This is a genomic window from Staphylococcus sp. GDH8C109P (assembly GCF_017893405.1).
Classification (GTDB): domain Bacteria; phylum Bacillota; class Bacilli; order Staphylococcales; family Staphylococcaceae; genus Staphylococcus; species Staphylococcus cohnii.
In genome coordinates this window covers 562,392-577,191 of record NZ_JAESMX010000009.1, presented here as the reverse complement: position 1 = coordinate 577,191, position 14,800 = coordinate 562,392, and the positions used below count along the sequence as shown (strand labels likewise).

The following is a 14,800-nucleotide window of genomic DNA, read 5'->3' as shown; positions in this document are numbered from 1 at the left end:
AAATGTTTCATTGAATTTATAAGCACTTTGGAATGATTAGATTAAAGTCTAATCTCCAAAGTGCTTTTTTAATGAAAATTAATTATATGTAGTAATAAAAAAGACTTATTTTGTTCTCAATCATGTAAACAAAATAAGTCTTTAAATATAATTGTTAAATTTAATAGATTGATAGTAACGATTTAGAAGTCATATTGATTTTCTTCTTCTTTTAAAACTTGTGTAAATGCTTTTGAAGTACGTAATGTAGATAAAACTAAATCATCTAACCTGAATAAAATGTCATCATTTACAATCTCACCATTTGAAAAATCACGTTCTTCTATAAATACATAAGTTTGCATGATATGTGCCTTCATATAACCTAATATTGGTTTTAGTTGTGTTTCAGGAATGAGATAATGTTTTGGCGATCCAGCAGTTGCAAGTATGCTTACTATTTTATCTTTAAATGCATTAACTGGTAGTAAATCAAATACATTTTTTAATGTACCTGGAATAGAAGCTTGGAAAATTGGGAATCCGATGAAAATGACATCAGCGTTCATCAAAGTTTGAGTGAGATATAACGTATCGCCACTATAATCTAAATAATTTCTTCCATCACTAAACACTAATTCTAAATCTTTTAAATCTATAAAATTAACATGATGCGTATCATCTTGATTATTAAGTGCTTGATTCAAATAAGTCATGGCAGTACGTGTTTTTGAACCAACGCTAGAGCCAGATAGTAATACAATATTCATAGTATCTTGACCTACTTTCTTAAATGTTTTTTTACAGCTGGAATAATTTCATTACCTATAAGTTCTATATTCTTCATAATTTTATTAAACGGAACGCCGCCAAAATCAATTTGAGCCATAAATCGTTGGTGATTGTATAATTCATGTTGATATAGGATTTTTTCAATGATTTGTTGTGGGCTGCCAACCATTAAGGCATCTCTATAATCAGGAGCTTTTGCAAATTGTTGTTTTGGATAACCTGTACCTCTGATAAACGACATTCCAACATTCAGATGTGGATAGAATTCTTTTAAAGCATCTTGAGTTGTGTCAGCAGTATAAAATAAACTTGCTGTGGATACTGGTAAAGATTCAGGTGAATGATCAAAACCATTTTCTTGTGCAGTGAGTCTGTATTGTTCAATGGACTCTTTAAAGGTCATTGCTGGACCGCCGAGTGTTGTAATCATCATTGGTATACCTTGTCTACCCGCTTTGATAGCACTTGCGGGAGGGCCACCAACTGCACGCCAAATAGGTAATGTATCATCGATTGGACGTGGGAAAATTTTCATGTTATTTAAATCAGGTCTAAATTTGCCTGACCAAGTAATTTTATCGGTTTTATTTAATTCCATTAATAAATTAAGTTTTTCTTCATAAAGTTCGTCATAATTATTCAAATCTAATCCGAATAAATCAAATATCCCTGTACGTGAAGCACGACCTGCTACAATTTCAGCACGGCCATGTGAAATTAGATCTAAAGTGGCAAAATCTTCAAATACTCTTACAGGATCTGCAGCACTTATAATACTAGAAGAACTGGAAATTTTTATTGTTTTAGTGGCTTGTGCTATGGCACCTAAAACTACTGTGTGTGCTTGTGTTGTAAAATGTTCTTGATGGCTTTCACCGATACCAAATACGTCAATACCAGCCTGTTCAGCTAATTGACTAGCTTCTATAAGTTCATTGATTCTTTGTTCATAACTTACTTTTTCTCCATTATGTGGATTTAATAAATGATCACCTAATGAGTAGAGTCCAAATTCTAATGGAGTATTTTCATTCATTTTTAAATGTGCCATATAATCACCTTTCTATAATTCATGTAGATTACTTTCAATTTCTGTTCGCTGTGCTTCCATAAAGTCTGGTAAATTTAAGTGTTTACCTAAATCTTCTATTTTTGTGTCTACCGTAAATCCAGGTTCATTCGTAGCAAATTCGTATAAAATACGGTTTTGTCTATAATATAAAGATTTGAAAAAATATCGATCTATAATTCCTGAATTATTTTCAGGTTGTTGTTCTATTATTTTATAAATTGAATTTAAGTCACTATTTTTTGGTGTGTTAACAGCAATATGATGCACATAACCTTGACCAGGTCTAGCACGCTCACCTTGTTGCTCTACAATAACAAAATCAGTATATAATCCATTTTGATCTAAAGTCATAACAGTTTCGTTTACATCGCTTCTAAGTGTATATGACAAGCTATTTTTTAAGAAATCGAGCGTGGCTTGAGCATTTTTAACTCTTAGTTCTACAGGGCCCATGCCTAAAATTTGGTGTTGCTCAGGAATCTCGGTATACGGGTTTTTCTCCAAGCATTCGGTGTATGATAATTGTCATTAACTAATAAAATAATCTCTAAACCATCTATATCCTTAAAGGTAATGGCGGGTTGATTTAAATAAACTAATGATGTCCATGTAACATTGAATTGATTTAGTCTTTCTTTAAAAAAATTCAAAGCACTTTCATCAGGGACAAGTAACGATAAACGATAGATAGAATCGGTTCCAGGTCGATTTTTCCCTAAAAGTGGTATTTCAAAAAAGCTTAATAACGTACCCGCAGAGCCAATTTCATCTTCAAAGAATAAATGATACATTTTAGGATTATCTTGGTTAACGGACTTTTCAACCAGTCTTAATCCTAATATTTGAGTATAAAAGTCTTTGTTTTTTTGAGCATTTTTTGTATACATTGAAATGTGATGGTGGCCAACAATATTCATATATATACCTCCTCGTAATGAACTTTTCAGTTGTTAGTGTTCTAAGTATAATAGCAATAAAACTTCTCAATACTCATAACCACTATCGTATAGATTAAACACAGTTAGTATAAAAAATATACTAGTTTTGTATAATATATTTCCTTTTTACAAAAAAAGCAAGTTTGAAAGATTATTAATGATCGAACTATGAAGAATGGTCTGATTTTCAAATATCATAATTAAAGTTTGGTATAATTATTTTAATAGTGTCTGAAATTTTAATATCAATAAGCATTAATTAAATATATTAATAAATAACATTATATTGTGGAAGAGATATGACACGTATTGATGACGAACTAAATCAGGAGTTAAAGTATGGATTTATTTTTAGTTTACATTTTAATTGCTATATTTTTAGGTGGATTAGTCAGAACATATTTTGGTTTTGGGGAAGCACTCGTGAGTATGCCACTTTTAACATTGATAGGGCTAAACTTACATACCTCTATTTCACTGGTAGGTTTAGCTGGACTAACGGTAGCATGTTTAAATATATTTTTAGATTATAGAAATATAAAAATCAAAGTATTATTATTGATGTTGTTAGGGAGCTTATTAGGTGTTCCAATTGGCATTTTGATTTTACAGCATATTACAACCTCTTACATACAATTGATGTTAGGACTATTTTTAATATTTTATGGTATATATGCGTTTGGAAAAATCACATTTTTTAAAAACAGATATAACATCATATTGAAATCTAACATTTGGGCGAGCCTAACAGGCATGATTTCAGGTGTATTAGGAAGTTTGTATAATTCACACGGTGTACCAGTAATAATTTATGGCACAATGTCACCTTGGCACATTAAAGATTTTAGAAGTACGGTACAAGCACATTTTTTAATTACAGCGATATTTGTAGTGATTGGACAAGCATCTGGAGGTATATGGACTAGCAAAACAGTATCCTTATTTTTGTTGAGCATACCTTGCTTGGTTATTTCAGTCATTATTGGAAAGTATCTAATCAATCATACGACTTATCATAATTTTGAAAAGTGGATTTACTTGTTTATTACAATTTTAGGATTTTTACTATTATTAGTATAAAAAAAAGGTCGAACTGCGTTCTATCTTTAGAAACGTGATTCGACCTTTAACTATATCTACTATTATTTGGAATTGACATTAATACTTTTATTCAATAATACAAAGAATAAAATGAAAGCAATGGAAATAGCAATATGACCTAATCCTGAAATCCCAGCAATAGCAGGACTCACTTCAAAACCTTTCATCGTTGCTATACCATTAACAAATTGCATAGCAACCGTTAATAATACCCCGATATGATAAACATAAAAGAAATAATTAAATAAAGTATGGTGCTGAGTAAGTTTTAATTGGTGTTCTATCACCATAAATATTAAAAACATGATTGTACCTAATACGAGTAAATGTGTATGCGTTACATTTAATTGCGAATAACCACTAAAATTTTCTGCTTTTGACATCTCTCTATAAAATAGACCACTGAGCATGCCTAATAAAGTATAAAAAGCTGAACTGAACATTAATTTTTTCATTTTTACGACCTCCTTTAATGAATCTTTAATTTTAATATAAGGCAGGATTATGAACTCTATATGAACGATTGAAAAACTTTCTGATTTTTGTATGGCATTTATGTGGTTATGCAACATTTGTTCTTCAAAAATTTTCATTACTTAATCAACTTTACAATTCAAAATAATTTATTTTATCATGCTTAATGGAAAAGTTGATTGCAACACAGAACTTCTAAAATTAAATGAAAAATAACAATGTCGAAAATTTATTAATTGCAGTATGCTAAAATCTATATTTTTAAAATGGTGAACAACTGTGATTTGCGACATTCTTTTAAATTAATAACTTACCTTTAAAAAATATCTTGATTTTTAGAATTAATTGAGTAGAATTAAATTGTGATAAAGTTTATTTTGAGGTGGGAAAAGATGAAAAACAAACAAGGATTTTTACCTAATAGGTTAAACAAATACTCTATTAGAAAGTTTACAGTTGGAACAGCATCATTATTAATTGGGACGACACTTGTATTTGGAGTGAGCAGTGAAGTGAAAGCTGCTGAATTAGACTCAATTACTAATGATAATAAGGCTAATGATTCAGATAAAGGTGAAGCACTCGATGTGCAAGATATAAAAAGTGTAGAAGATAATAATACGACGTCAAGCCGTAGTGAAAATAATGTTACTGAAGAAAAGACAGAAAATTCTAATAACGAATTACAAAAAGAAGAAACTGATAATAATCTTAATACGGATCAAAAGAAGTCAGACAATAATGACGCGGCATTAGGTAATAATGAAGAATATAATAACACTGATGAATCTGCAAATGAAGATTTGAATAAGCAAACGATAGAAGAATCAGATACATCTGAAACAAAAAAAGATGTAAACAGTGATACTTCTAGTTCAGCTGAAGATAGTACAAATAAAGATAATACTGATCAAAAAACAACAACTAAAAGTAATGAACAAACAAATGATAAAAATAAAGCTGAAGATACAACAGATGAAACATCAACTGAGACATCAACAGAAACAACAAAGGAAACAGATATATCTAGTAACGAAACGCCAACTGAAAAAGCATTAGAAAAAAATCCTGACACTTCTAATAATACAAAAGAAGACACTAGAACCAAAAATTTAGATGGACAAAATGATAACCAACCATTAACTGAACCATCTTCTGAAGAAGAAAGAACTACGAAAGTGGCGAAAAATCCTGAAGTTAATAATCATACACAGTCACAATTAACAAAACAATTGTCAGAAACAGAGAATAAACAAAAGGCAGTTGAAGACTATTTAAAGAGTCAGCTTTCAACAGAAGACACTAAAGCAATTTTAGAAAACGCTGATATTGATTATAAAAATACAACTGATGAAGCAATAAATATTGAAATTTTAAAGGCTTCAATTATTCAACTTTCAAATGAACAAGATAAAGCGAAAACGTTAGCCACTCCAAAACGTACTTTGTTGCGTTCAATGGCTACGCCAACTGCATTACGAGCAGCAGTGGAACAAAATGAAAAAGTTGAAAAATCACTGGGCTATATGGACAACTATACATTTGCATCATTGATTTTTGATCCAAGTAAGTTAGATTCACAAAAGACTCTAGACAGCAATGTCATTCCTTTTGACATTCATAGTTATATGTCAGGCTCAAATTCAGGAGATCGCTATAAAATTGATCTGAAATTGGATCCGAAAATAGCAAATCATGTCACAAAAATATCTGCTAATCCTAGTGGTAGAAATACCCCTGTTGAATTTATAAGATTAAAAGATGAAAACGGTAATTTCACTAATACTTGGGAAATCAATTTCATTAGAGCGAATGATGGCTTATTTGGAGGCGCTGAAATATTATCACAGTATACAGCAGCCAACGGTAAAATAGAGTTGGATGATACGATAGGTAACATTTTGAATGCATCTGGAGATTTAAGTAATAATAAGTTGAATTATCAAATGTTTATTAGAGATTCACTTTCTAATAAAATAGTTAAAACCTCTGAAAGTAGTGGTTATTTCTTAACTACAGCTGACAAAGATTTAAGTCAATTAGAAAATAATCTTTCTCCAGAAAATAGTAATGCATTTAAAGCAAGTAGCGGCTCTGCTACATATGATGGTTCTGTGGGAGAACACGGAGGAATACTGATTGATCAACAAATAATGAAAAATGGTATTTTCTCATATTCTAAAACTAAATCAAAACAATGGTCATATAACTATCAAATAGATAAAGATTTATTACCGTATATTGAAGGAGTAGAATTACACACATATGATTACAAGGGCCTTTCGGGCTTTGACAAGACATATCACGCTGGAGACAAAGTAGCTGACTTACAGCTTGATAGTATCGGTAATGGCACAATTACTAGTAATGACTTAAATAAACTAATCGAGTTTAACAATACTTTGCCTGAAACAGTAGGCGTTCGTATTGTAATTAAATTAAATCAAAGTGTAAATAATATATTAACTAAAGATGCGGAATATGATTCTGAAGGTAATCTTATTCGAGAAACAACAAAACAAAAAGAAGATTTTACTTTCGCAGGTTATTTAACTGATAGTAATAATCTTTTAATAAATAATACGTTAGGGACTTCAACTTTAGCACTACAAGATTATGATAAAGATGGTTTATTAGATCGATATGAACGACAAGTATCACTTTCAGATCCTGAAAACGAAGATACAGATGGAGATGGTAAAAATGATGGTGATGAAGTTATCAATTATAAAACGTCACCATTAGTTGGTAAACCTGATGCGGCTGATATTACAAATGAGGCTAGAGTTGTAACTGGGTCAGTTCCATTAAAAGAAGGTGCAGCAACTCAAACTGCAAAAGTGTTAGATGCAACTGGAAAAGTCATTGGTACATCAACGGTCAATCCTGATGGCACTTTCTCAGTATCTATACCACAATCGCCTGAGGGCACCTACACTATCGCAATCGATTCACCTAATTATGAAAATGATGAAGTGAATACATTCGAAGTTATTGATATTTCCAAGGTACCAACACCATCAATTAATCCAGTTGATGACAATGATACAGTAATTAAAGTTAATGGTGCAGCGGGTGCAACTGTTACGGTTAAAGATAATAACAATGTTGAAATTGGAAAAGTTCAAATTCCCAATGATGGTTCAGCTGCCTCTTTAACATTGAATCAACCATTGAAAGCTGGAACTATTTTAACTGCAACAGCTAGTAAAGGTGGAAAAACAAGTGAAGTTTCAGATCAAATTACAGTAACAGATGCGACAGCACCAGACGCACCAGTGATAAATCCAATAACAAGTAAAGCCACACAAGTAACTGGTACAGCAGAACCTAATTCAACAGTAACTGTTGCTTTCCCAGGTGGTGGTAAAGTTTCAACAACTGCTGACAGTCAGGGTAAATATGCAGTAGATATACCGAGTGGTGTCACTCTTCAAGGTGGGGAAGTATTTAAAGCTATAGCAACAGATAAAGCAGGTAATGAATCAACTGTTGCGACGCGTATAGTAACAGACACAACAGCTCCAGATGCTCCTACATTAAATGACGTCAATAGTAATAGTAAGCAATTGAATGGGCAAGCAGAAGCAAATTCAACAGTTAGTGTGACATTCCCAAGTGGCGAAGTTGTAGATGCAGTAGCAGATCAAGATGGAAACTTCACAGTAGATATTCCAGAAAACGAAGGATTACAAGGTGGGGAAACGATAGTAGCTACGTCGAAGGACAAAGCAGGCAACGTTTCTCAAAAAGGTAGCACTCAAGTCATAGATGCAACAGCGCCAGATGCACCACAAATAAGCCATGTGACAAGTGTAAGTACAGAGGTTAAAGGCACAGCAGAAGCAAATTCGACAGTTAGTGTGACATTCCCAAGTGGCAAAGTTGTGGAAACTAAAGCTGATCAAGATGGTAATTTCACTGTAACTATCCCAGAAAATGAAGGGTTACAAGGTAAAGAAACGATCAGTGCTACATCAAAAGATAGTGCTGGTAATGTTTCTCATGCTGGATCAACAACAGTAACAGATGCAACAGCACCTGCACCACCAACGGTTAACGGTGTAACTAGCCAAGATAAAAATATTAGTGGGACAGCAGAACCAAATTCTACAATAACAATCAAATTTCCAAATGGTGAAACAGCTACTGGTACAACAGATGAAACAGGAAATTATACAATAGCAATTCCGAATGAAGTTAGTTTAGAAGGTGGCGAAGAAATACAAGTTACATCTACAGACGATGCTGGTAATGAAACAGAACCAGTTAAAACAACGGTTAAAGATACAACAGCACCAGATGCACCGACGGTGAAAGAAGTAACAAGCGAAGATACAACAATCGGTGGCACAGCCGAACCAGGCTCAACGGTTACAGTGACATTCCCAGATGGCACAACGGCAATAGGAACAGCTGATGGCCAAGGTAATTACACAATAGATATTACGTCTGGTACTAAATTAGAAGGTGGAGAAGAACTACAAGTAACAGCAACAGATAAAACAGGAAATATTTCAAACCCAACTTCAACGATTGTTATAGATAAGACAGCACCGGATGCACCTAAAATAAATAGAGTATCAAGTGAAGACGCACAAATTGCGGGAAGTTCAGAACCTAATTCAACAGTCACAATCACATTCCCTGGTAATATCACGGTTGATGTAGAAGCGGATGAACACGGTAACTTTAGCGTAGATATTCCAGATGCTATTGATTTAATTGGTGGCGAAGAGATTCAAGCGATAGCACAAGATAAATCTAATAATAAATCAACAGAAGCTTCAACAATAGTAGTTGATGCAACAGCGCCAGAGGCACCAACAGTGAAAGAAGTAACAAGTGAAGACACAACAATCAGCGGCATATCAGAACCAGGTTCAACAGTTACCGTAACGTTCCCAGATGGTACTACAGCAGAAAGTAAAGCAAATAACCAAGGTGAATATACAATTACTATTCCTGAAAAAATAGATTTAAAAGGTGACGAAGAACTATTAATATCAGCGATGGATGGTAATGGAAATATCTCAGATTCTATAACAACAACAGTTAAAGACACAACGGCGCCATCAGCACCGACGGTGAACGGAGTGACAAGTGAAGATACAACAATTGGTGGCACTGCCGAACCAGGTTCAACAGTTACAGTGACATTCCCAGATGGTAAAACAGCAACAGGGACTGCAGACAGTGAAGGCAACTACACAATCGAAATCCCATCAGATGAAGATTTAGAAGGTGGAGAAGCAATTAAAGTTGTAGCGGCAGACAAAGATGGCAACAAATCAGAAGAAGCGACAACAACAGTTAAAGACACAACAGCACCAGAGGCACCGACGGTGAACGGAGTAACAAGTGAAGATACAACGATTGGTGGCACGGCAGAGCCAGGATCAACGGTCACAGTGACATTCCCAGGCGGTAAAACGGCAACAGGGACTGCAGACAGTGAAGGCAACTACACAGTTGACATTCCTTCAGGCGTAGATTTAGAAGGTGGAGAACCAATCGAAGTTGTAGCTACAGATAAAGATGGCAACAAATCAGAAGAAGCGACAACAATAGTTAAAGACACAACAGCACCATCAGCACCGACGGTGAACGGAGTAACAAGTGAGGATACAACAATTGGTGGCACAGCAGAGTCAGGATCAACGGTTACAGTGACGTTCCCAGACGGTAAAACGGCAACAGGCACAGCCGATGATCAAGGTAACTATACAATCGAAATTCCAACAAATGTTGACCTAAAAGGCGGAGAAAACATTGTCGTAACAGCAACAGATAAAGATGGCAACAAATCAGAAGAAGCGACAACAACAGTTAAAGACACAACGGCGCCATCAGCACCGACGGTGAACGGAGTGACAAGTGAAGATACAACAATTGGTGGCACTGCCGAACCAGGTTCAACAGTTACAGTGACATTCCCAGATGGTAAAACAGCAACAGGGACTGCAGACAGTGAAGGCAACTACACAATCGAAATCCCATCAGATGAAGATTTAGAAGGTGGAGAAGCAATTAAAGTTGTAGCGGCAGATAAAGATGGCAACAAATCAGAAGAAGCGACAACAACAGTTAAAGACACAACGGCGCCATCAGCACCAACTGTGAAAGAAGTAACAAGTGAAGATACAAGAATTGGTGGCACGGCAGAGCCAGGATCAACAGTCACAGTAACGTTTCCAGACGGAACAACGGCAACAGGCACAGCTGATGATCAAGGTAACTACACAGTTGACATTCCTTCGGGCGTAGATTTAGAAGGTGGAGAAGCAATTAAAGTTGTAGCGGCAGATAAAGATGGCAACACATCAAAAGAAGCGACGACAACAGTTAAAGACACAACAGCACCAGAGGCACCGACGGTGAACGGAGTAACAAGCGAAGATACAACAATTGGTGGCACAGCAGAACCAGGCTCAACGGTTACAGTGACATTCCCAGGTGGTAAAACAGCAACAGGTACTGCAGACAGTGAAGGCAACTACACAATCGAAATCCCATCAGATGTAGATTTAGAAGGCGGAGAACCAATCAAAGTTGTAGCGGCAGATAAAGATGGCAACACATCAAAAGAAGCAACAACAACAGTTAAAGACACAACAGCGCCATCAGCACCAACGGTGAAAGAAGTAACAAGTGAAGATACAACAATTAGTGGCACAGCAGAACCAGGCTCAACGGTTACAGTGACATTCTCAGACGGAACAACGGCAACAGGCACAGCCGATGATCAAGGTAACTATACAATTGACATTCCAACAAATGTTGATCTAAAAGGCGGAGAAAACATTGTCGTAACAGCAACAGATAAAGATGACAACAAATCTGAAGAGACAACGACAACAGTTAAAGACACAACGGCACCAGAGGCACCAACGGTGAACGAAGTGAAGAGTGAAGATACAACAATTGGTGGCACAGCAGAGCCAGGATCAACGGTTACAGTGACATTCCCAGGCGGTAAAACGGCAACAGGCACAGCCGATGATCAAGGCAACTATACAGTTGACATTCCTTCAGGCGTAGATTTAGAAGGTGGAGAAGCAATCAAAGTTGTAGCGTCAGATAAAGATGGCAACAAATCTGAAGAGACAACGACAACAGTTAAAGACACGACGGCGCCATCAGCACCGACGGTGAAAGAAGTAACAAGCGAAGACACAACAATTGGTGGCACAGCAGAGCCAGGCTCAACAGTCACAGTAACGTTCCCAGACGGTAAAACGGCAACAGGTACTGCAGACAGTGAAGGCAACTACACAGTTGAAATACCATCAGATGTAGATTTAGAAGGTGGAGAGCCAATCAAAGTTGTAGCGACAGACAAAGATGGCAACAAATCAGAAGAAGCGACGACAACGGTAGTAGACATAACAGCGCCAACAGCACCAACGGTGAAAGAAGTAACAAGCGAAGATACAACAATTGGTGGCACGGCAGAGCCAGGATCAACGGTTACAGTGACATTCCCAGACGGAACAACGGCAACAGGCACAGCTGATGATCAAGGCAACTATACGATTGAAATACCATCAGATGTAGATTTAGAAGGTGGAGAGCCAATCAAAGTTGTAGCGACAGACAAAGAAAACAACAAATCAGAAGAAGCGACAACAACAGTTAAAGACATAACAGCGCCATCAGCACCAACGGTGAACGGAGTAACAAGTGAAGATACAACAATTGGTGGCACAGCAGAGCCAGGATCAACGGTTACAGTGACATTCCCAGGCGGAACAACGGCAACAGGTACAGCTGATGATCAAGGCAACTATACGATTGAAATACCATCAGATGTCAAATTAGATGGTGGAGAAAACATTATAGTTACTTCTAAAGATAAAGATGGTAATACATCAGAAGAAGCGACAACAACAGTTAAAGACACAACGGCTCCATCAGCACCAACGGTGAACGAAGTAACAAGTGAAGATACAACAATTGGTGGCACAGCAGAACCAGGCTCAACGGTCACAGTGACATTCCCAGATGGTAAAACAGCAACAGGCACAGCTGATGATCAAGGCAACTATACGATTGAAATTCCATCAGATGTCAAATTAGATGGTGGAGAAAACATTATAGTTACTTCTAAAGATAAAGATGGTAATACATCAGAAGAAGCGACAACAACAGTTAAAGACACGACAGCGCCAAAGGCACCAACGGTGAACGAAGTAACAAGTGAAGATACAACAATTGGTGGCACAGCAGAACCAGGCTCAACGGTTACAGTGACGTTCCCAGACGGAACAACGGCAACAGGCACAGCCGATGATCAAGGCAACTATACTGTTGAAATTCCAACAAATATTGACCTAAAAGGCGGAGAAAACATTGTCGTAACAGCTACAGATAAAGATGGCAACACATCAAAAGAAGCAACAACAACAGTTAGAGATACGACAGCGCCAAAGGCACCAACGGTGAAAGAAGTAACAAGTGAAGACACAACAATTGGTGGCACAGCAGAGCCAGGATCAACGGTTACAGTAACGTTCCCAGATGGCACAACGGCAACAGGCACAGCTGATGACCAAGGCAATTATACGATTGAAATTCCATCTAATGTAGATTTAAAAGGTGGAGAAAAATTACAAGTTACAGCTGAAGATGAAAATGGTAATATATCTAAACCAAGTATTGTTATAGTAAGTACTTCGGGAGAAGATCCAGGTAATGGAGAAGACCCAGGTAATGGAGAAGATCCAGGTAATGGAGAAGATCCAGGTAATGGAGAAGATCCAGGTAATGGAGAAGATCCAGGTAATGGAGAAGATCCAGGTAATGGAGAAGATCCAGGTAATGGAGAAGACCCAGGCAATGGAGAAGACCCAGGCAATGGAGAAGATCCAGGCAATGGAGAAGATCCAGGTAATGGAGAAGATCCAGGTAATGGAGGAAACTCAAATACTCAAAAACCAGACTCAGCAGAAATTTCAAATATAAGTCAACCATCTAATAACGACCGTAGTTCTGAAATAAAACAAAATAATAATTCAGAAATAGTAAATATGCGTTCTGACAACTCTAGAAAAAACAACGATAATAAATCTGAATTACCTGAAACAGGAAAAGACGAAGTTAATAAAGGTACTTTATTTGGTTCATTATTTGCAGGCTTGGGAGCATTATTGTTATTTATCAAGCGTCGTAGAAAAAACGAAGAAGATAAGTAGTTAATAAAATATAAAAATAATTTAAACTAAAGAAGAGCTTGAGATATAAAGTTCTTGGATAAATGAGACAAGTATTTTGGCGAGTCTCTTGAGGGAACAGGACAAGCTGAAGACTACAGGCTGAAGCTGTCCCCTAAGAAAGCGAGCCAACAATACGAATTATTGAATTAAAAGGAAGCACTCAGATGAATTTAATCATCTGAGTGCTATTTTTCTGAGATTTATGTCCTAAATTCTTTTTTATTATTGTTCAAATTATATTTTAATAGATTGAGTTTAATTTATTATAAAAGGTTTATAATTGCTCGTAATGTGTATATAGTAATTATAAGTTATTAAATAATAAAACGGGGTTATTATATGTATATTATTGTTCAATATAGTAAAGGTAATACATTGTTTTATTTACGTAATAAAAATCAAGAACCAATCAATTCAAAAGTAGTGGCAATTTCGAAAAACAAATATAATGAAGAATTGCTACAACACATTTATAGTATGCTTTCTCAAACGAATCATAGTATTGAAGAGTTAGACTTTGTAGTAATGGAAATGAATGACATAGAATCATTAGAAATAAATGCAGTTTGTGAAGTGAGTAGATATTTAGAAAAGCAACTAAATAAAAATATCATTGTAACTAATAGTATTGAAACTTTTAATTACAATGAATATTTGAAGAAGTAAAAAGGCAATGTGATTAAGCGTACAATTGCATAATTGACACTTTATAGAAACATTTTTGATGAATTACTCATATTTTAATTTCAATTGCGCATGTAGATATAGTATTTTATGATCGTCAACTGTTTCGTTCACAACGTCAGCAAGGTTGTGACATATTACGATAAAATAAATTCATAATAATTTTCACCAAGTATATTTTTAGCTGTGTAAACTGAAGGATTTAAATTTTGTTTAACAAAATTTGGTACTTCGTCTTGTTTAATGTCATACATAACTTCAATTTCTTTAGAAAATAAGCGATGTTGTTTTTTTAAATATAATTCTAAATCTGGTAAAGGTTTTGAAACGATTTTTTCATTGCTGTTAAGTTTTTTAAGTGTATCTATATATACATTTAAATCTCTAGCACCTACAACTTTAGTACCTTGGTTATCGTGATTTACTATGACAACTGTAGGGAAACCTCGAACACCTAATTCACGTACCAAGTTAAAATCGTTTGATAGTAATTGCTGACCTTGTGTACCATTTGCTAAATCAAAAATATTTTCAATATTGATTGT

7 protein-coding genes and 1 pseudogene are annotated in these 14,800 nt (G+C 35.4%); 3 read left to right on the top strand and 5 right to left on the bottom strand.

The genetic code is table 11. The features are described 5' to 3' along the window. Positions 1 to 182: 182 nt before the first annotated feature. The 3 genes and pseudogenes from KA867_RS04510 to KA867_RS04500 form a co-directional block, all read right to left on the bottom strand. A complete protein-coding gene (locus tag KA867_RS04510) occupies positions 183 to 749 on the bottom strand; it encodes an NADPH-dependent FMN reductase (protein WP_210137142.1) in 567 nt (188 codons plus the stop codon). Between the two features lie 11 nt (positions 750 to 760). Beyond that, entirely contained in the window at positions 761 to 1,822 is a 1,062-nt protein-coding gene (locus KA867_RS04505; protein WP_210137141.1) for an LLM class flavin-dependent oxidoreductase, read from the bottom strand. Between the two features lie 12 nt (positions 1,823 to 1,834). Further along, positions 1,835 to 2,760 (bottom strand): annotated as a pseudogene (locus KA867_RS04500) (VOC family protein). A gap of 360 nt (positions 2,761 to 3,120) precedes the next feature. On the opposite strand from KA867_RS04500, the gene KA867_RS04495 reads away from it, so the two are divergent. After that, positions 3,121 to 3,861, top strand: a complete 741-nt coding sequence (locus KA867_RS04495; protein ID WP_210137140.1) for a sulfite exporter TauE/SafE family protein — start codon at positions 3,121 to 3,123, stop codon at positions 3,859 to 3,861. Positions 3,862 to 3,923: 62 nt separating this feature from the next. On the opposite strand, the gene KA867_RS04490 is transcribed toward KA867_RS04495, so the two are convergent. Then, on the bottom strand, positions 3,924 to 4,337 hold the full coding sequence (locus tag KA867_RS04490; RefSeq protein WP_046206960.1) for a DUF2871 domain-containing protein: 414 nt from the start codon (positions 4,335 to 4,337) through the stop codon (positions 3,924 to 3,926). 411 nt (positions 4,338 to 4,748) lie between these two features. Here KA867_RS04490 and KA867_RS04485 point away from each other — a divergent pair, with 411 nt between their 5' ends. Continuing rightward, positions 4,749 to 13,550 carry an Ig-like domain-containing protein gene (locus KA867_RS04485; RefSeq protein ID WP_210137139.1) on the top strand — a complete coding sequence of 2,934 codons (8,802 nt, stop codon included), beginning with the start codon at positions 4,749 to 4,751 and terminating at the stop codon, positions 13,548 to 13,550. Between the two features lie 360 nt (positions 13,551 to 13,910). Next, on the top strand, positions 13,911 to 14,237 hold the full coding sequence (locus KA867_RS04480; RefSeq protein ID WP_210137138.1) for a hypothetical protein: 327 nt from the start codon (positions 13,911 to 13,913) through the stop codon (positions 14,235 to 14,237). Positions 14,238 to 14,392: 155 nt separating this feature from the next. On the opposite strand, the gene KA867_RS13390 is transcribed toward KA867_RS04480, so the two are convergent. Then, positions 14,393 to 14,725: a hypothetical protein gene (locus tag KA867_RS13390; protein WP_245355908.1), complete on the bottom strand. Its 333-nt coding sequence runs from the start codon at positions 14,723 to 14,725 to the stop codon at positions 14,393 to 14,395. Positions 14,726 to 14,800: the final 75 nt, after the last annotated feature.